General features: G+C 52.2%; 17 protein-coding genes and 3 pseudogenes. 16 read left to right on the top strand and 4 right to left on the bottom strand.

What is annotated here, in order from left to right; all coding sequences use genetic code 11:
- Positions 1 to 203: 203 nt before the first annotated feature.
- The 4 genes and pseudogenes from J7394_RS23210 to J7394_RS21375 all read left to right on the top strand — a co-directional run.
- Positions 204 to 476: pseudogene (locus J7394_RS23210) on the top strand (GDP-mannose 4,6-dehydratase); the annotation flags it as partial.
- A 59-nt stretch (positions 477 to 535) separates the two neighbouring features.
- The gene (locus J7394_RS23205; RefSeq protein WP_371812127.1) at positions 536 to 712 is read left to right on the top strand and encodes an NAD-dependent epimerase/dehydratase family protein; all 177 of its coding nucleotides are present in this window, start codon (positions 536 to 538) and stop codon (positions 710 to 712) included.
- Positions 713 to 716: 4 nt separating this feature from the next.
- Complete coding sequence (locus tag J7394_RS23200) at positions 717 to 794, top strand: NAD-dependent epimerase/dehydratase family protein (protein ID WP_371812126.1); 78 nt, start codon at positions 717 to 719, stop codon at positions 792 to 794.
- 408 nt (positions 795 to 1,202) lie between these two features.
- On the top strand, positions 1,203 to 2,285 hold the full coding sequence (locus tag J7394_RS21375; protein ID WP_209256000.1) for an acyltransferase: 1,083 nt from the start codon (positions 1,203 to 1,205) through the stop codon (positions 2,283 to 2,285).
- Positions 2,286 to 2,375: 90 nt separating this feature from the next.
- Here J7394_RS21375 and J7394_RS21370 read toward each other — a convergent pair whose 3' ends face one another.
- Positions 2,376 to 3,278 (bottom strand): glycosyltransferase family 2 protein, encoded by a 903-nt coding sequence (locus J7394_RS21370; RefSeq protein ID WP_371812125.1) that lies wholly within the window; start codon positions 3,276 to 3,278, stop codon positions 2,376 to 2,378.
- Here J7394_RS21370 and J7394_RS23195 point away from each other — a divergent pair.
- Positions 3,238 to 3,369 carry a hypothetical protein gene (locus tag J7394_RS23195; protein WP_371812128.1) on the top strand — a complete coding sequence of 44 codons (132 nt, stop codon included), beginning with the start codon at positions 3,238 to 3,240 and terminating at the stop codon, positions 3,367 to 3,369. The genes J7394_RS21370 and J7394_RS23195 overlap by 41 nt on opposite strands.
- Before the next feature lie 216 nt (positions 3,370 to 3,585).
- On the opposite strand, the gene J7394_RS21365 is transcribed toward J7394_RS23195, so the two are convergent.
- The gene (locus tag J7394_RS21365; RefSeq protein WP_209255998.1) at positions 3,586 to 4,608 is read right to left on the bottom strand and encodes a replication initiator protein A; all 1,023 of its coding nucleotides are present in this window, start codon (positions 4,606 to 4,608) and stop codon (positions 3,586 to 3,588) included.
- Between the two features lie 428 nt (positions 4,609 to 5,036).
- On the opposite strand from J7394_RS21365, the gene J7394_RS21360 reads away from it, so the two are divergent.
- Both J7394_RS21360 and J7394_RS21355 read left to right on the top strand, forming a co-directional pair.
- The gene (locus J7394_RS21360) at positions 5,037 to 6,443 is read left to right on the top strand and encodes an AAA family ATPase (protein ID WP_209255997.1); all 1,407 of its coding nucleotides are present in this window, start codon (positions 5,037 to 5,039) and stop codon (positions 6,441 to 6,443) included.
- Between the two features lie 119 nt (positions 6,444 to 6,562).
- On the top strand, positions 6,563 to 7,567 hold the full coding sequence (locus tag J7394_RS21355; protein WP_209255996.1) for a ParB N-terminal domain-containing protein: 1,005 nt from the start codon (positions 6,563 to 6,565) through the stop codon (positions 7,565 to 7,567).
- A gap of 28 nt (positions 7,568 to 7,595) precedes the next feature.
- Here J7394_RS21355 and J7394_RS21350 read toward each other — a convergent pair whose 3' ends face one another.
- A complete protein-coding gene (locus tag J7394_RS21350) occupies positions 7,596 to 8,447 on the bottom strand; it encodes a hypothetical protein (RefSeq protein ID WP_209255995.1) in 852 nt (283 codons plus the stop codon).
- Between the two features lie 820 nt (positions 8,448 to 9,267).
- Between J7394_RS21350 and J7394_RS21345 the strand changes: the two genes are divergently transcribed.
- The 6 genes and pseudogenes from J7394_RS21345 (at position 9,268) to rfbA (ending at position 13,367) form a co-directional block, all read left to right on the top strand.
- A complete protein-coding gene (locus J7394_RS21345; RefSeq protein WP_209255994.1) occupies positions 9,268 to 9,414 on the top strand; it encodes a hypothetical protein in 147 nt (48 codons plus the stop codon).
- Between the two features lie 282 nt (positions 9,415 to 9,696).
- A pseudogene (locus J7394_RS23190) lies at positions 9,697 to 9,921 on the top strand (IS5/IS1182 family transposase); the annotation flags it as partial.
- A gap of 94 nt (positions 9,922 to 10,015) precedes the next feature.
- Positions 10,016 to 10,585, top strand: coding sequence for a dTDP-4-dehydrorhamnose 3,5-epimerase (gene rfbC / locus J7394_RS21340; RefSeq protein ID WP_209255993.1), 570 nt, complete (start codon positions 10,016 to 10,018; stop codon positions 10,583 to 10,585).
- On the top strand, positions 10,582 to 11,622 hold the full coding sequence (gene rfbB, locus J7394_RS21335; RefSeq protein ID WP_209255992.1) for a dTDP-glucose 4,6-dehydratase: 1,041 nt from the start codon (positions 10,582 to 10,584) through the stop codon (positions 11,620 to 11,622). The genes rfbC and rfbB overlap by 4 nt, the downstream gene beginning before the upstream one ends.
- A complete protein-coding gene (gene rfbD / locus J7394_RS21330) occupies positions 11,619 to 12,497 on the top strand; it encodes a dTDP-4-dehydrorhamnose reductase (protein ID WP_209255991.1) in 879 nt (292 codons plus the stop codon). The genes rfbB and rfbD overlap by 4 nt, the downstream gene beginning before the upstream one ends.
- Before the next feature lie 3 nt (positions 12,498 to 12,500).
- The gene (rfbA, locus tag J7394_RS21325; protein WP_209255990.1) at positions 12,501 to 13,367 is read left to right on the top strand and encodes a glucose-1-phosphate thymidylyltransferase RfbA; all 867 of its coding nucleotides are present in this window, start codon (positions 12,501 to 12,503) and stop codon (positions 13,365 to 13,367) included.
- Positions 13,368 to 13,387: 20 nt separating this feature from the next.
- Here rfbA and J7394_RS22955 read toward each other — a convergent pair.
- Positions 13,388 to 13,590: pseudogene (locus J7394_RS22955) on the bottom strand (IS5/IS1182 family transposase); the annotation flags it as partial.
- A gap of 276 nt (positions 13,591 to 13,866) precedes the next feature.
- Here J7394_RS22955 and J7394_RS21320 point away from each other — a divergent pair.
- The 3 genes from J7394_RS21320 to J7394_RS21310 all read left to right on the top strand — a co-directional run bounded on the left by J7394_RS21320 (position 13,867) and on the right by J7394_RS21310 (position 18,808).
- On the top strand, positions 13,867 to 14,925 hold the full coding sequence (locus J7394_RS21320) for a glycosyltransferase (protein WP_209255989.1): 1,059 nt from the start codon (positions 13,867 to 13,869) through the stop codon (positions 14,923 to 14,925).
- A 967-nt stretch (positions 14,926 to 15,892) separates the two neighbouring features.
- Positions 15,893 to 16,675, top strand: coding sequence for a class I SAM-dependent methyltransferase (locus J7394_RS21315; RefSeq protein WP_209255988.1), 783 nt, complete (start codon positions 15,893 to 15,895; stop codon positions 16,673 to 16,675).
- 588 nt (positions 16,676 to 17,263) lie between these two features.
- Positions 17,264 to 18,808, top strand: coding sequence for a hypothetical protein (locus J7394_RS21310; protein WP_209255987.1), 1,545 nt, complete (start codon positions 17,264 to 17,266; stop codon positions 18,806 to 18,808).
- The last annotated feature ends 104 nt before the right edge of the window (positions 18,809 to 18,912 follow it).

The raw sequence follows: 18,912 nt of genomic DNA, 5'->3' as shown, positions 1-18,912 counted from the left end.
TCCCGACTGCGGATGAACCAATCATGGTAAAGTTAAGAACGTTTCCATTGCTCTTTTACACTCGATATCTACAAAGTCCACATTTTGATTTTGGAGCCTTTAGCTTGAAAATATCCAATAGGAAAAGAGTTCTAGTAACTGGTGGTGCTGGTTTCCTAGGCTCACATCTTTGCGAGCGACTGCTCGAGTAAGATCATGGTGTTCTGGGTGCCGACAAATTTTACAGTGGAACAAAAGACAATATAGTCCACCTGTTTAAATACACCCGTTTTGAGTTAATCCGACAAGATATAACTTGCCCACTCTATGTTGAAGTGGACGAAGTATACAATCTAGCTTGCCCGGTATCGCCGGTACATCATCAGCGGGATCCGGTTGAGACCACAAAAACCAGCGTTCACGGTTCTATAAATATGTTGGGCTTAGCCAAGCTTATCGGAGCACGAGTTTTGAAGGCATCAACCCGTGAAGTCTACGGGACTCCAAAGTTCACCCCCAAGAAGAGAGTGATTGGGGGCGGGTCAATCCGACCGGGATCCGTTCCTGCTATGAGGAGGGAAAACGCTACGCCGAAACCCTGTTCTTTGACTACCACCGTCAGCACAATTTGGGGATTAAAGTCGCCCGTATCCTCAACACGTATGGTTCACGAATACATCCAAGTGGTGGGCGTGTCGTTTCTAATTTCATCGTTCAGGCACTGAAAAGGTGAGGACATCACTATACACGGCGATGGCCAACAAACGCGTAGCTTCTGTTATGTAGACGACTTAGTAGAAGGTTTGTCAGCATGATGAGTTCTGGATGCGAAGTGGCTGGCCCTATCAATATTGGCAATCCGGGTGAGTTTACCATTCTTGAGCTAGCGGAAACCATTCTGCAAAAACCGCGGGACCGTCCAAGCTCATCTTCAAAGACTTACCACAGGATGATCTTAAGCAACGTTGCCCAGACATAACTCAGGCCAAAAGCATGCTTGGTTGGGAGCCTACGGTTGATCTGGCGGCCGGGCTGGAGAAGACGATTCACTATTTCGAAAACTCAACCGAAAAATAGACCCCGCTACTTAATTCTAGAAGAGATTGGCTCATATTATAGATGAAACAGTTTGGACCTAGTGGGCCATGTCGCAAGAATTTTGTTTGAATTGATACGCTGCAGAGCGTGTTGCACCCCGCCTTCAAATAGAAGTCGTATATTGCGTGAGCCAAGCGAATCTGCGTAACTCAACGGATGAGGTAGCGGTTGTTTCAGTTGTGTTGTATTCCGTTCAATTCTTAAGGTTTGTTGCTGCGCTATTGGTTGTTTTGCATCACTCATGGCATCCTTTAGCATACAAGGCCGCCTTTGATCCGGCCGCATGGAATTACGCATTCAGATTTGGTGCTGTAGGAGTACATGTTTTTTTTGTGATTAGCGGGTTTGTAATGGTCTGGACACAAGCCACGAGATTTGGGAAAGCCGATCCAGTTTTGTTCGCGTGGAAGCGTTTCGATCGAATTTTTCCAGAGTATTGGCTAATTTGCTTCGCTACTGTTGTCACAGCGACAATGTTGAACCAGGGCGGCCTACCCGCTGATCCAATTTCTTGGTTAAAATCGCTGTTGCTGTTTCCAAGTCACTCAAGCCAAATCATATTCGTTGGCTGGACTTTGAGCTATGAAATTTTCTTTTACGCTTGCTTCGCGATTGTTTTAGCGTTTCAGAAGAACTTGGAGCTCAGCTTGGTTATTCTCTCAGTTACTTTGTTGCTCTTAGTCATCCTTGGTATCTTTCTTGATGTGCCGCAGAATTCATGGGCCAGCGTTGCCACCAATTCTTTGTTGATCGAGTTTCTAGCTGGTTCTTGGATAGCCTGGTTTTTTATACGTTGCGAAAATTTACCCAACTTCTTGCCCCTTGCGGCTCTATTGATGGCTGGAACTGGCTTTACGCTCGGCTTCTGGTTGGGATATGAACGGCTTCCCAGCGTCATTTCTTGGGGCCTTCCAAGCGCATTCTTGCTAGTTGGGGTCGTTGCGCTGGAAAGAACGGGTAAGGATCGACGCATATTTAGTGCTTTCGCTGTAGCTGGCGGGGCCTCCTACGCACTATACTTGCTACACCCTGCAGCAATAGCGTGGGTGTATTTCATTTTTGGTGACGTTGAGATTTTATACACTAGCAGTGCTATCTTCCTCATACTTGCCAGTACGGGAATTTCTATCGTCCTATCCATTATTGCTTTCAAGTACTTAGAACCCAGAATAAAAATGGGTATCCCCAAAGTACTTAATCGACGGTGAGCAGCATCATATGACTGGTCCAATTTGATTGTTAGCGTATCCTTCAACATTTCCACTCAGGAGGCAACGTTCAGTCGGAAGAAGGCATGATCATTTTCGAGCGATCGCGGTTTTAGCAATCATGACCAAAAGGCTGCGTACTTGACGCAGTTTGCGCCATCCTTTTGCGTAGGAAGAACTTCGTATAATTGTATGAAAAGCTGTACGCCGCCGTCCATCGTGAAACTCTCTCCAGGCGCGGGCCTCGAGAAATCCGACGGTCTGCTGTTCGTGGAGCTCAGCACCGCCAATCTCGTGCGCTTCGGTATCCAGCACAGGGACAGGGGGCGGTTGATGCTGTTCCAGATCGTCGGTTCCTGAGACAATGCGTTGCCTTGCGAAGAGACTTGATTGCGCATCGTAGAAATCGCGGAGCGTCTTTGCATGTGTGCGTGTGATTGAGCCTTCGCTAATACGATACAGATACGAAACGTCCGGGATGAACCAGACACGGCCCAAGATAGCCAAGCGAAATGCCATGTCGACATCCTCGCCAATAACGAACCATTCGCGAAACCCGCCGACCTCCTCCCACGCCTCGCGTCTGCAGAGCCAGCTACCGAGGTGTGTAGGGCGTTCTTGTGCTAGGTATTGTTCTGTTACATCGCCTTCCGCCCGGTCTGTCGCGAACGAGGAAAGGTGTTGACCCACATTGTCGATGGCAGCGAAAGCGCCGCAAACTGCCATGATCTCGGGATGCGTATTGAGGAACCTGCACTGCGAATCAAAGCGACCTTTGGGTACGATGTCGTCGCCATCGACCTTTGCGAGATAAGCACAAGATGACGCGGTCATTCCAATATTCATCGCGCGCGAAATGCCGTGGCCCTCATCCTCAACCACAGACAAACGTGGATCGGTGATCCCAAGCGCGACATCTCTTGTTGCGTCTTGCGAGGGCTGAACCACAACGATGACCTCGCCCACCGCGCAATCCGACAAACAGCTTTCGATTGCGATTCTGATCGTGTCCGCGTTGTTCTTCGTCGGGATGATCACCGAGACCGAGGCCATTCTGACTACCACACTGGTGTTCTTAGGCTGACAATTGTTACCGGTTCCCGCGAATTTTGTCGAGCACAGTCAGTGCGCGACATTCGGCTCTCGACAAAGTCTTTGTGCAAAGCCGTAGCGTTAGAATAGATAAAAAACATGCACCGTTGCGTCCTCGTTCAAGATTGTTATTCCTTCATCCTTTAGGTGAATACACTAAAGGAATGACTATGTGTCCTAGCGGCAAAAGATCCTATATGGCCATCATTCAACTATTTGGTAACACCTGTTTCGCCACCCAACCCAGAAATGCCCTGTCGGGGCTGCGTAGAGGTTTGCGGCCCGAGTTGACCCAAACCGCCTGCCACTCGGCCTCCAGCGCGTAGACGTCCCAGCCGGGGGCCTGGGTGCGAGCGGTCTCCAAAGTCTCGGGTTTCAGGATCAGGCCCTGCCCCGGTTCGACCACCACATCCCGGCGGCTGACACGGATGATATCCCCCGGTTCCTCTTCCAGGTGATAGTCGGGCAGATGATCGGCGGCGATCATGTCGCGCAGCATCTTACGAAACACCCGGCGCGGTGAGGCTGAACCGGATTTCTTCAGCAGCGTTTCGACCGACACCCGCCAGTCGGGCTGGCGGCCACAGTGCTTACGCGCCAGCTCGTAGATGCGCCGCTCCAGCGGTTTGCGCAAGCGGAAGTAGTCGCGGCTGAGCGTCAGCACCGATTTCGCCAGCACCGCCCGGAACAGCCAATCCGACAATTTGACCGAAACGCTGACCATCCGCCCTGCCCGCGTGTGGCGCACGATCTCCCAGCTTTCGATCAAGCCGAAGCCTGTGGTCGTCTCAACCCCACCGGTGACCATGTTGGTGGTGATGCGAGTACCGGCCAGCCGTTCAAAGGCTTCGCGCAGCCGCTTGTAGCCATCGCCCGAGGTTTCCCGGTTAGTTGCCACCAGCAGATCGTGCGCCTTGAGGTGCAACACCCGACTGACGGCGCGGCCTGCGTTGATCGCAGCCATCAACTGACTGATGCAGAAGATCAGGATGTCCTTGTCGTGGATCGTCGCCAGCCCCCGGACCGAGGGTGTGACGGTGATCTCGACCCCGTTATGCTCATAGTTCAGGATGCGCCGATCCGGGCGTGTGGACAGCGAGAACATCGGATGCTCCATTGATCCCATGTCCGTCTTGGGCAGCGCATCGAAGATATCGCAAACAAAGAAATCCGCTGTCGGATGCCTCTCGGGCAACAGCCCCCCTGCCCCGGCAGGGATATCCACGCTCATGAAAAATCACTCAGAACTGAAACGTCCCAGCCCATACCTCTGCCCCTGATCTGCCCGAATCTTTTTTCGTGGTTTTATTGACGCTTACCCTAAAGTTATCCACAGACCGGGTAAAGCATCGGATCGTGGGTTCAGAGTCAGGACAACGTGGGATCAGAGTCACTTGATCGTGGGTTCAGATTCACTCTGTCTCAAAAGAGCCGCTAAAATACATTGTTTTTCAACACTTTATGTTACTGACGTCTATACCGTAACTAATAAATAACCATATTCTAACTAAAAAAAATTCGACAAGGCCTAAAACCTACGGATTTCTACACTTCCAGCCCCTTGATTTACTTAGAAAATATCGGTTGATGCCGTTAGTTCTTCCATATGTCATGTTTTGTGATACTATGGTGAAAACACAGCATATCGAGCAGAAGAACATGGCGTTATCTCCGAAAGACGGGCTTCCACCCTATTTCAATATTGATCCCGACACCGCCCTTGCCGAACTGGGGGATCCTTCAACCACAGCCAGTTTTGCAACTATTGCCGGGGCCTGCTCTCAGGGGCGCGAAGACCTAGCGAGTCGGGGATTGGAAGATGGAGAAACACGACAGTTACGCTTGTTTTCCACCTGGGAAATCACCCGTTACCTGATCCCGGTTGCGGCACCCCATTTCCGTCGGGTCCTGAAAGCCAACCCGGATCTGCCCCAGGGGCGATCAGAATCCGAAGGCGGCGCCAAATGGTTCACCTTGGATGAGGTGCTGCGGCTGCGCACTCATTTTGCTTCAGAAGGATCGAAAGCAAAAGAGTACCGCCCTTATCGGCCCGAGGGTCTACCTGCCAAGCTTGTTTCGGTTGCCAACTTCAAAGGCGGCGTTGGCAAGACCTCGACCTGCGCGCATCTAGCGATGTCAGCGGCACTGGATGGCTACAAGGTTCTGGTGATTGATCTGGACAGCCAGGGATCCATGACATCGATCTTCGGTGGCAAGGTCACTGATGAATGGCAGACCGTGTTTCCCCTGCTGGCACGTCACTATGCCGGATATCTGCGCCGTGAAAATCAGGGACGTCTGGACCGAGGTGAGACGCCCCACCCGATCGACGACACGCTGATGGAGGCGCTCGATACGCGTGCCAGCGCCCTTATCCAGAAAACACACTGGCCCAATATTGATCTGATCGGGGCGCAGCTGAACCTCTACTGGGCCGAGTTCCAAATCCCAGTCTGGCGGATGCAGGCCCGCGGCTGGAAGCTGTGGGATGCTCTGACTGAAACGCTTGAGGCGGATGGTGTTCTGGACGACTACGATCTGATCTTCCTCGATACTCCCCCTGCCCTTGGCTATCTGACAATCAACGGGCTGGCTGCGGCCGATATCTTGTTGGTCCCGATGGGGGCTTCGTTCCTGGAGTTCGATTCCACGGGGCGGTTCTTTGACATGCTGCATTCGACCTTTCAGTCGATCGAGGAGGGGGAAAACATGGCCGCCCGTGCCCTGGGACGCGAAGAGATGGCCTTTGAATGGGACGCGGTGCGCACCGTTATCACGCGTTATGACGGTACCCAGCAGGCAGAGCTGGCTGGTTTGATGCAATCCTATCTGGGCAGCGCTCTGTCGCCCCACCGGCAGGAGTTTACCGCACTGATCGGTCAGGCCGGGGAACAGGTGAACGGGATCTACGAGGCGGACTATCGCGATTTCAACCGCGAGACCTATGCACGGGGCCGCGAGACCTTCGACGAAACCTATGCCGCCTTCAAGAGGTTGGTTCTGGGTATCTGGCGGCGCGAGGAGCTGGCCCGGATCGCTGAAGAGCAGCCCGAGGTGGCGGTATGACCCCCCTGCCCTGCCTGATGAATGTTTCGCGCGCGAAACACCTGCCACGCACACCGTACGGATCGGTGGTCGGACGACATGCAACAGAGTCTATGAACGGCAGATAAGGAGGATTTGACATGGCAAAACGCAAACGACTGACCCCTGCCCGCGCCGACTTCCAGTCTTCCGGAACCCCCGACATCACACCGGAAACGAAATCCATGTTCCCGCCCGTTCAATCTGCGCCCCCTATCGCGCAAGTGGCTGGTGATACGGCGCTGCAGGCTGCCGTTGACGATCTGAGTGCTGAGATCCGAACCGCGCGGGCCGAGGGCCGGTTGGTGCAGCAGATACCGCTGATGGCCATCGAGGAGGCCCATCTTGTGCGCGACCGGATTGCAGTGGATGGGGAAGAGATGTCGGCCCTGGTCGAAAGCATCCGCGCCCGTGGCCAGCAAACCCCGATTGAATTGGTCCAGCTGGCCGAAGATCGGTTCGGCCTGATTTCTGGCTGGCGCCGCCTGACAGCGCTGAAGGCGTTGCACGCGGAAACCGGAGAAGACCGTTTCGCCACCGTCCAGGCGCTGCTGAGACGTCCAGAGAGCGCCTCGGACGCATATCTGGCGATGGTTGAGGAAAACGAAATCCGGGTTGGGTTGTCTTATTATGAGCGCGCCCGTATCGCTGCGCGTGCGGCAGAGCAGGGGGTCTATCCAGACGAAGCGTCAGCCTTGCGCGGATTATTCGCTTCGGTCAGCCGGGCGAAACGTTCCAAGATCGGGTCGTTCATCACCATCTACCACGCGCTTGACGACCACCTGCGCTTTGCCGCCGCAATTCCCGAGCGGCTGGGGCTGAGCCTGTCGAAAGCATTGAAGGGCGACCCGGCTTTGGGTGTGCGCATCGCGCGGGAACTGAATAAGGCGCAGCCGGATACAGCCGAGGCTGAGGCCGCGCTACTGAGCGGGTTAAGCCGGGCAGGGCCAGGGGGCGAACAGGCCCAAGAACCGCCTACGCCTGAAAAAGAGACCATTGGCCCTTTCACCCTGACTTGGTCCGCTAGCGGCGAAACCGTGATGCTGACGGGTATGAGCGATACGTTGCAAAAGCGGCTGAAAATATGGTTGGCGGAACAGGTCTGATGCACTTTGCGTCCCGCTCAGTACCGGGTCAACTGCCAGCAGGCTTTATTCGCGATATGGTCCAAGTATAGGTCAGGCGCATAAGTTTGCTCAGAGGGTTTTTTTGAATACGGCTGAATCCTGAAATCCTTTTTGTCGCAGGAATTCTAGTGGTTTTTTGCATTTTCTGTCCTTTGATCAGACTTTCTGCCCCAACAGACGCAATTTGCAGCTCATGGCAGATTTTGGCGAAGAAGCGGTCAGGGGATTGCAGGAAGTCCTCGTAGTAGAGCGCACGTACGTGGATACCTGATCGACAAAGTTTCCCGGCAATAAGGCGGAGCTGTAATGCGCGCAGTACCCGCCGGACCATTATGTAAAATATCGGTCGGAAGCGGGCATAAACTACTTGGCCTTCAAGCTCTTCACGAAAAGCTGTCTTTTCTTCATCTGACATTCGCGCGAATCTGAATTGGGTATGTTGGCTACCGTCGTCACCTGCAGCCAAAGTCTGACCAACATACAGACTGGCGCAGAGTTCGTCGAAATCGCTCCTAAACAGTACGAAAAGGACCACGTTCCGCTTCTGCATCATTCGCGCAACCTGGGCTATCTTCCCGTGCGGGCGCCATTTGAACCCGATAGATGCAACGTCTTTGCCTCTCTTATTGTCTGAAACGTAATTGCGAAACGCCCAGTCATCCCCAAGGCGAAAATCGTTACAGCTAAAAATGCTGTCTATTTCACGGACAACGTCAATATCATCATAAAAATGCTTTATCCAGAATTTATCCAGTTCCTCAAGTATTGGGACCGAAATATCAGGGTGTCTGCTCAGGGCGTCGACAATAGCCGTGCTGCCTTCGCGTGCTGTAAATAGGATAATGAAATTTTTTGCCATAACTAAGTACTACTAGAAGTTTGATATTTTTGAACTCTTACTTGTTCTTATGGCGTCGACGCTACCGGTGTGACGAAGCAGATCAATATTCCAGTAAGAATGTTGGTTTTCTATATTGTTAAAGGGGGTCAAATAGAAAACCTTTTACTTTACTCATACAAGTGAACTCATTGATTGCTTTTCTTCAACACTGCCCATAGATGGCAGAATTCTGGTGCTATTTGGCAAGACCTATGCACTTCATACCGAGCTTCGAAACTGATTGGGGGTCCGAGCCAATGTTTCGCGCGCGAAACATCGGACAACGACTTGTGTCACTTGATTACCCTTTGTTATTGGTAGGGTCTGTTCCTGTGCGAGCAGCAAGATGGGACCTCCGTAGCATTTAAGAATTTTTTGGCACGAAAAGATTACCCCGCTTACACGGGATGGTCAAAATTTGTTGCTAGTTCAGGCGTTGGAGGCGAAAGCCCAAACCGAAGTTATCATGGTTTCAAAAGCGGACTGGAAGCCGCCGTTTGCCATTCGATGCGGGATTGCCTCTCGCCAAGCTCATATATGTGTCACAACATAGACCGAATAGACCGAGGTTTTTCCCATCATTGACCTCCACCTCTGGCGGATTGCACAGGCAGTCTGGTTGGTTAGTTTGAGTGGCCGGTAGTTTTTTACATCGTGTTTTCGAAGGCTTGCAGACAGGAATTCACTTTCACCTTCACTATTGGTCTTATGGTGGCAGCTCAACCTTATCCCTTTCCATAGGTCTTAACAAACCGATGATATCTTGATCGCCGAATGATTTTGCTTGCTGGCGAGGGGTATGATGCATAGATTTCCGCCGCGCTGCGTGATCCACCAAGTGAAACGTTTCTCGCGGCTGAAGAGCTGGGCCGTGCGACTGGCCGGACGGCGCCTTGCGGAAGCTGCGACGGCTCGCAAAATCGTCGTGATCATGCTGGAGTTGTAAAAAAACGAAACCGACTATCAATGGACATAGGAGGCCACCTCCTAATCTGAGTTAGCACTATTGAAGCGGGGAGCGCGGCTCCGACGGGACGGAGGTTGGTCGATCTCGCTGTAGAGTATGGGATGGTTAGGTGCGATACACCGCACAAAACATTGGAGACGATTCGCCACCAAAACCATCATGAGGCGCTCAATGCGACCTCGAAGAGAACCACTACCTCGGACGGACATCATCCTCCCACGCTTGACAAGGCCACAATCAAAGAACGCTCTACAGTCGGTGGAAACGTTGGGGCGAGAAAGGCATCTTCGAGTGAATAGTGGTCAGGTCAGCGACTATGTTGGAGCCCGGGCTTTGTTGAGCGGCCTACCGGATGTTGACTGGCCGCTCGAGGACCGAGGTTGTAACGCTGATTGGCTTCGAAAACGTTGAAACAAAAGAGCTACTAGCTTGTATCCCGGTCGAAAGCAGCGAAAGGCAACAGTCAAATACGAAAAGCGAAGATACTAAAACATTGACAAACACAGTGGCAATGCAAAGAACAAACTAGGCTAATACAGTGATACGATACTGCTGAATAGTTGATTGAAAAAGTGTGATTATGGAAATAGTACCCCTTGCACTACCGGATATTGTATTGATCACACCTAGACGTTTTGGCGATAAGCGTGGGTTCTTTGAGGAAACCTACAACCGGAACAGTTTTGCCGCCAAAGGCGTCGAGACGGTGTTCGTTCAGGACAATCGCTCGGTCTCAAGTGCCGTTGGTACCGTACGCGGCCTGCATTTCCAGGCACCGCCAAGAGCGCAGACCAAGCTGGTGCGCTGTGGGCGAGGGCGGTTGTTTGACGTAGCCGTGGATATCCGTAAAGACTCGCCTACGTTCGGCCGGTGGATTGCCGAGGAACTCAGTTCGGAGAATGGCCGGATGATGCTGGTGCCGGCAGGTTTCGCGCATGGCTTCATGACATTGGAGCCGGATACCGAGATCATTTACAAATGCTCGGATATTTACGCGCCGGAAACAGAGGGCGCCATTCGGTGGGATGATCCCGATATTGGAATTAATTGGCCGCTGGATATGGCCACACCACAATTGTCCGATAAAGATAAAAAGGCACCATTTTTGCGAGACATGGCCACCCCGTTCACGATTGAGGGCGCGCAATGAAAATTCTGATCACCGGCGGGGCGGGCTTTATTGGTTCTGCCATTGTTCGACTCGCGATCGCCGATGGTCATTCGGTGGTCAATGTCGATGCCCTCACCTATGCGGCCTGTATGGACAATGTAGCTTTGGTTGCCGACGCGCCCGGATACGCGTTTGAACATGCCGATATCCGGGACGCCGCCGCGATGGCGGCCATTCTGCGCCAGCATCAACCCGATGCCATCATGCATCTGGCCGCCGAAAGTCATGTTGATCGCTCGATCGATGGTCCGGCGGCCTTTATCGAAACCAATGTGACCGGCACCTATGTGCTGCTGGAGGCTGCACGCTCCTATTGGGCAGAGGCTGGCAAACCCGATACGTTCCGCTTCCATCACATCTCGACCGATGAGGTCTTTGGGTCACTAGGCGAGACAGGCTTCTTTACCGAAGACAGCCCCTACCAACCAAACTCACCTTATTCGGCCTCGAAAGCGGGGTCGGATCATCTGGTCCGGGCTTGGCATGAAACCTACGGCCTGCCTGTGGTTCTGACCAATTGCTCAAACAATTACGGTCCCTATCAGTTTCCTGAAAAGCTGATCCCGGTTGTGATCCTGAACGCGTTGGCCGGCAAGCCGATCCCGATCTATGGGGCAGGGGACAACATCCGCGACTGGCTGCATGTCGAAGACCATGCCGAGGCGCTGTTGCTGGTGTTGGAGCAAGGCAAGCTGGGACGCAGCTACAATATCGGCGGTGAGAACGAGATGACCAATCTCGATCTGGTCAAAATGCTCTGTGCGATCCTCGACCGGTTGAAGCCGGGCAAAACGCCTTATGCCGATCTGATCACGTTTGTCACCGACCGCCCCGGCCATGATCGTCGTTATGCCATCGACCCGGCCCGTATCCGGGATGAACTGAACTGGCGGCCTTCTTACACGCCTGAAACCGGGCTGGAGCAAACGGTTCAGTGGTATCTGGACAATGGCGCATGGCTGTCCGCCTTGCAGGACCGCAGCGGCGTCGGAGTGCGGCTCGGGGTGGCCGGATGAAAGCGCTGGTCTTCGGCCATAGCGGACAGGTAGCCATGGAACTGCGCAGGCATGCGTCGGCGCATGACATCACCATCGAGGCGCTTGATCGGTCCCAAGCGGACCTGTCCGATCCACAAAGCTGCGCTGACGCGATACGCGACACGGATGCCGATGTGATCATCAACGCCGCCGCCTATACGGCGGTCGACAAGGCCGAAGATGAGGTCGAGCTGGCCCTGATGATCAATGGCGATACACCGGGTGCCATGGCGCGCGCTGCGGCAGACCGTGATTTGCCTTTTCTGCATATCTCGACCGACTATGTTTTTGACGGGGCAGGGGCCTCGCCTCGGGCTGTCCAAGACCCGACTAGCCCGCTGGGCGTGTATGGCCAAACCAAACTGGAGGGAGAACGCCAGATCGCCCAAGCAGGGGGGTGGCATGCGATCCTGCGGACAAGCTGGGTGTTTTCTGCGCACGGCCATAACTTTGTCAAAACCATCCTGAGGTTGGCTGAGGCTCGAGATAGCCTGACCATCGTGGCCGACCAGATCGGCGGGCCGACCCCGGCGGCGGATATTGCCAAGACGCTGCTGACCATGGCCAAGGCCAGAGGGCATGTTGAAGGCGGGCTGTTTCACTATTCCGGGGCACCCAATATCAGCTGGGCCGATTTCGCGCGCGAAATTGTCTCGCAGGCAGGTCTGTCCACTCAGATCACCGATATTCCAACAACAGATTACCCGACCCCGGCCCCCAGACCGCTCAATTCGCGGCTGGAGTGTTCACGGTTTAATGAGATTTACGGGCTTGGACAGCCTGACTGGAAAGCGGGCCTGGCGCAGGTGCTGGCCGAGCTGAAGGTCACCGATAGCCCTGCTTTGAAAGGATAGATCATGCGACGCAAAGGTATTATTCTGGCTGGCGGTTCAGGAACTCGGCTGTATCCGATCACCATGGCGGTCTCAAAGCAGCTGCTGCCGATCTATGACAAGCCGATGATCTTTTACCCGCTAAGCGTGCTTATGCTGTCGCATATCCGTGAGATCGCGATCATCACGACGCCAGAGGATCAGGAGCAGTTCCAGCGTCTGTTGGGCGATGGCAGCCAGTACGGTCTGTCGCTGACTTGGATTACGCAGCCGTCGCCGGACGGTCTGGCGCAGGCCTATACACTGGCCAAGGATTTTCTGGCTGGTGCCCCGTCCGCTATGATACTGGGGGACAATATCTTTTTCGGCCATGGCCTACCGGACCTGTTGCGTGCTGCAGATGCGCAAGAGAGCGGCGGAACAGTCTTCGCCTATCGTGTTGCCGACCCCGAACGCTACGGCGTGGTCGACTTCGAAGGTCAGAAAGTACGCGGCATCATCGAGAAACCGAAAGTACCGCCCTCAAACTATGCGGTGACCGGACTCTATTTCCTTGATGGTGATGCGCCAGCGCGGGCGCGTCAGGTTGTACCCTCCGAGCGTGGTGAGCTGGAAATTACATCCCTGCTTGAGATGTATCTGAACGAAGGTCTGCTGAACGTGCAGACCATGGGCCGCGGTTTTGCCTGGCTGGATACCGGCACACACTGGTCCCTGCTGGACGCAAGTAACTTCGTGCGTACGCTCACAGAACGGCAGGGCATGCAGACCGGTAGCTTGGATGAGATTGCCTGGGACAATGGTTGGGTAGATAATGCGGCACTTGAAGAACGCGCCCAGTTGTTCGCCAAGTCTACATACGGTGAATATCTGAAGAACCTGCTGGATTAAAGTAGCATAACCATTCCGCAGTATCTTCGCTTTTCGTATTCGACTGTGGTCTTTCGCTGTTTTCGACCGAGGATACAGGCGGGTAGTTCTTTTCTTTCAGCGTTTCTCGAAGCAAATCAGCATTACAACCTCAGTCCTCGAGCAACCAGTCGACATCCGGTACGCCGCTCAGCAAAGCTTGAGCTCCAACATAGTCGCTGACCTGCCCGGCTGTAGCAAACAGGGTTGAGCTGATAGCACTAGCTGATCCCATAGTAACGGTACACGCGGCTGTCTTCTCACCTGCTCTCTGTTCCTTGATAGCGCTGATGATTTTAGCTTCTACGAAACGGCTTTTCACATCTGTTTGCCCTTTGAAAAGGCTGAATAAACTTTACATCACAACGAAAAAGTTTTCAGATCAGGTCACATTCACTATCTACCCGTTGATGCCTGCGATTTTAAACAGGGGATATCGAATGCTTTGTACATTGGATAAAACAGAACGAAATGATCACTGATGCGCTTTTTGTTTTATATTCCTGATAGTCCGGTTGCACGGGGAGGGATTTCAGTGGTCTTTGACATCATTGAGGTTCTCAATGCAAATGGGATAGAAGCGCTTGCTTTATACGGTCGGCCGGATTTTGAATATAAGTGCCATGTAGTAACGGCTCCAAGAGTTTGGTCCACTTTCGTTCATGCACCAAACACCAACGCTGGACTAAAGCATGTCGCGCGAGTATTTCGTGACTATGCCTTGCGCCACAACCCTAAACCTCTTAGCAACACTGTTCCTTGTCCGGAATGGTTAGTGGAAGCTGATGATGTTGTCATTGTTCCCGAATATGTTGCAGATTGGTTGCCGGACAGTTTGCCTCGCCATTTGCGGCTCATATTGTTCAATCAGAATCCGTTTACCTTGATACGTGCTTATGCGCGCCCAGGATTCAAAGGAGACCGGTTTTCTAAGTCGCTTTCAAGCTCCGAAGCCTGTTCCGCTGGCAGCAGAATGGTCTTTGGTGCAGAGCCAGAAAAAGTGCCATTGTATATTTCTAATGACCTTTATGCTTATCAGAAACACAAATCGTTTCAGATCGCTTACATGCCGCGAAAACGTGGGCGAGATTCTGCAGCGTTGATCAAGACTTTAAAAGCGGTGCCCAGTTTGCAGAATATCCCCTTCGTTCCGATTGACGGTGTCTCCACTGATGAAGCTGCGCGTTTGCTACGCGAATCTTTGTTCTTTCTGTCGCTACCCGAGCGAGAAGGATTTGGTCTTCCTGCGGCTGAGGCGATGGCAACGGGCGCGTTGGTTATTGGCTACACCGGTATTGGAGGAGACGAATTTTTTAATGATACTAGTGGCTTTCCAGTACCTGAAGACAACCTGATGATGTTGTATGAAACAGTTATCGCAGTCATAGCTCGTTATAGGGAGAATCCAAAACCTCTTGATGAGTTCCGTTTGCAAGCCTCTGAAACCATCCTGCGAAATTACTCCCGGAGAGAGTTTGAACAAGAAGTAATAAAAATCTTTTCTGAATTTCAGAAGTCGTCGTTTTCTGAACTGGCTTAAATCTACTCATTTATGAACATGGTAGGATATCCCTATATTAAAGCACTGAGTCGACCGAATTGCTGCGATGACCGATCATGTTAATGTTTTTGTCGTGTCTAGCGTTGCAAATCATGTCGATATGCTGGCTCGCGTATTGGCTGAAATCGAAGGAACTTGCGTTCACCGGTGTTCATTCAAATGGTGCGGGTGCCTCAGGATCCATTAAATTTCGATTTTTTTTGCATGATTCACGGCTCGAAAACGAACGGTAAATATTTTTAGTACTTTCTGGTTATGGCGCGTTTGAAGCCCTACTTCTCGAAGGCCCACGGCAAATCTGGTGCAGCTGATAGGCGTGCGATGAGTAGCATTGTAGTGCTCGTCAAGATGGGTATGCGGCCAGCTTAGGGTCCTCTGCAATCGATTGAAGCGGTGAAGCCAAAAAAGCGTCTTTGCTTAGATGACAGCTGGCTTGGCCGCTGATCACGGCGAAGAAAAACTACTATGATCAAAACGATTTACCTCAAGGCACATCTGACGACGTGTAGTTTGAGACGGAACCGTAGCTGCATGCGATCTACGGTGGTCTGGAGCGCCCTCCGCCGGGTCGTGGAGTTCTGGCCCGTTGCTGACTTCGATCAGGCACTCCTATGAGGTGAGCAAATCTGATTTACATCGAACCAGCTTCAAACAGGGAACCAAAGCGCTGACCATGGACCGAAGCATGCCCTCAATGGATCTCAGCCGAAATCCGCGACAGGTTGCAGGACGGGCACGAACAGATACACCTAAACCGCTCTGGCGAACCAATCATGTTGCGCATAACCGCTTGGCTAAAAAGGCCCCCCATTACCGAAACCCCAAGCTAATAAAACTAGGGCGAAATATTACTTGGCATTTGAGCGCGAAGGTTGAACGTGGCAAAAACATCCGTCTATAAAAGATGTACAGCACCGTCTGGTGCTTTCAGTTTGGAGTAATACCTTTGAGATTTGGCATTAAAAGTCGTTTCAAAAAACTTGCATCAACGACTAGAGAAACCGTGACAAATACCTTCAGGCCTCGTCTTTTGGGATCGCCGGAGAATATTGCCGTTGTATTCCGTGAACCGCATGATATGCCGATTGGTGATCGAATTGCATTGTATGGCTTGATTAGGGGGCTGAGACCCGCCCGGTATCTAGAGATAGGTGTACGATGGGGGGGGAGCGCCCGGATTGTTTCGACAGCAATGGAAGCCAATGGAAAAGGGAAGGCGGTTGGTCTTGATCCGGACCTAAGTGCTTTTCGACCTCGAAAGCAAGAACTCTTTGGAAGGTTTGCCGGCGTGGAAGGCTTTTCGCCCGAGGACACCCCAAGAGCTATTGAAGCGCTGGGTGGGGCACCTGATTTCGTCTTTATTGATGCTGTCCACACGTATGCGGCGGTAAAAGTTGATCTGGCTGGTGTTGTGCAGCATTTGGCACCAAAGGCTACAATTCTGCTGCACGACGCTTTTCACCAAGGTATTGACCAAGCGGTCAAAGAATTTCTCCAGGAACACACAGATTTTTCTGATGCAGGGATAGTATCACGCCATCCCACGGAGGGTGATCCGGTAAGCTATTCTGGTTTACGTATGCTGCAAATCGGAAACCACGATTTTTTGGCCGAACTAAAGGATGCCCATCTGCGTAATGACCTTCCTGAACCGCAACTTAATCCGGACTTCTGGAACTACGATCCATATGCGAATCTTGTTGGAAATCCATTAGGTAGGAAAAACTGAAAAATTATTCAGTTCGCGCTTTCCAAAACAAACTCTTCACCCGGCTGGTGCCACCGCCGTTTGATTTCTTCCTAGCCATAGCAGGACCTTCTGCATGATAACCTGGGAGCACCAGTAGCTCGGCCTTTTTGAACGAGAACCTTTCAGTCAAGGGGGCGTCGCATCCCGACGGCGTTTGTTCTTGACGAGCGTTTTGTCATGGATCAAGGATCATTCAGCGAACAGCGCAAGGGAGGAGATCAAGGATACTTTACCCGCTTGCTATTGAAGCTTTTACAATATCAGTTTTCAGATGGACGCTCAGGTTTGATGTAAAGCGTCCTGGCACCGACGGCGATAATCCGGTTGAGGATAAATGCGGTCTTAATCGGTAGCCCAATTCGCCCCAATAAATGGAGTCGATCCCGCTAGATTATTTTCCCTGGGTCTGATGAAGCTGTCATATGTTAGCCACACCTGACGCCGGGCTGCAACTTTTGGTAACGGCGTTGTAGCAGGGAAAAAGCGTAAACTTGGCGAGGGTGGAACTCATGGCATATCATATCAGCCGGACCGCCCCGAGTTTCAAGGTGATGACTGGGTTTTGCAATGCCTAATGCCACTGCACAGTTAGTTTTCTACCTCTGGCCGATCGTCGTCTTTTTTCTGTTCCGGAGACTGCCGGTCACCCACGCACTAATCTGTTCAATCATTGCTGGCTATCTACTGCTGCCAAGCCGAGTAGGGATTGATCTGCCAATGGTGCCAACTATCAATAAATACTCAATGCCGAGTGTCATGGCCGCAATCATGTGTGTTGTGGCCGTGCGGACTCAGGTGCGCGAGGCATTGCGCAAGGGGATGCCAGCAGCGCCGCTAATACGCGCGCCGCAACACAAATCACTAGGGGTTCTGATAATCAACATTCTGCTGTTTTTGATGTTTGTATCGCCCTTACTGACCATGCTCACCAATAGAGAACCCATTTTTGCCGGTCCCTTTCTCATCAGAGGGTTAACATTCTATGACGGGCTGTCGATGATGGGAATTCAGCTTTTTACCATCATTCCCTTTCTGTTGGCACGCCGGTTCATTGCAAGCCCTAAAAGCCATATAGTTTTTCTCAAGATTCTCTGTGTTGCGGGTTTGTGCTATTCGGTGCTAGCGCTTTTCGAGGTGCGGATGAGTCCTCAGCTAAACGTCAAAATATATGGCTTTTTCCCGCACGACTTTCTCCAACACATGAGAGCGGGAGGTTTCCGACCAGTCGTCTTTTTGCATCATGGGCTGTGGGTGGGTATTTTCTTTGCAATGGCAATTCTGGCCGCTGCAGCACTAACCCGATGCAAAGACCGGATTTCAAAACGAGGATTGTGGCGGATCGCGACCTTCTGGCTCTTAGGGGTACTGTTTCTGTGTAAGAGTGTCGGCGCTTTTGTCATTGCATTAGCGCTGTTACCCGCAGCCCTGTTTTTGAGGGCAAGGGGGCAACTTGTTGTAGCTTCGGCACTAGCCGTCATCGTTCTTTTCTACCCTATGTTGCGCGGAGCCGGCTGGGTGCCAACCGAAGAGATCTACAACACCGCCCTGAAATTCAGCGAAGAGCGTGCCGCTTCACTGAATTTCCGCCTACGCCACGAGGATATGTTATTGGACCGGGCCAATCAAAAGTCGCTAGCGGGTTGGGGAAGTTGGGGGCGTAATCTGGTGTACGATCCTGTTTCCGGTGAATCCTTGAGCGTTACTGACGGCGCTTGGGTCATAGCCATTGGGGCCGGAGGTTGGTTGGGGTATATAGTTAATTTTGGCCTTTTGACCTTGCCCATAATATTTTTGGTGTTTCAGCATCGGAAGCGAAGATTTGGCTTTGAAACATCGGGGTTGGCACTGGTGATGGCAGCCAATCTTGTGGAGTTGATTCCGAATGCAACCCTCGTCCCGCTGACATGGATGATCAGTGGCGCACTGATGGGGCGGTACGCCTATCAGCGGCAGGAAAACCCCGAGAGCACAGATCTGACGTTTGAGCTCGGTGTGCAATCTTTGCAACCGACGACTTTGAGGACGCGAACACGCCGGGGCCTGCTGTTGGATGCCCCAAGGAAAAGCGCTCAAACGGATACTATGACGGCACGGAAACCTCGGACGAACTGACAGAATCTACGAGAGTTGTATAAAAAGTAGTGTCGACTCTGAGAAAGAGTCGACACTATAAAAAATAACATTTCGCTGTGCACTACAGGTCCCACACATCCACT

The sequence above is a fragment of the Ruegeria sp. R13_0 genome (genome assembly GCF_017743995.1).
In the GTDB taxonomy this organism is placed as follows: Bacteria; Pseudomonadota; Alphaproteobacteria; order Rhodobacterales; family Rhodobacteraceae; genus Ruegeria.
This window is presented reverse-complemented; position numbering and strand designations above follow the sequence as displayed.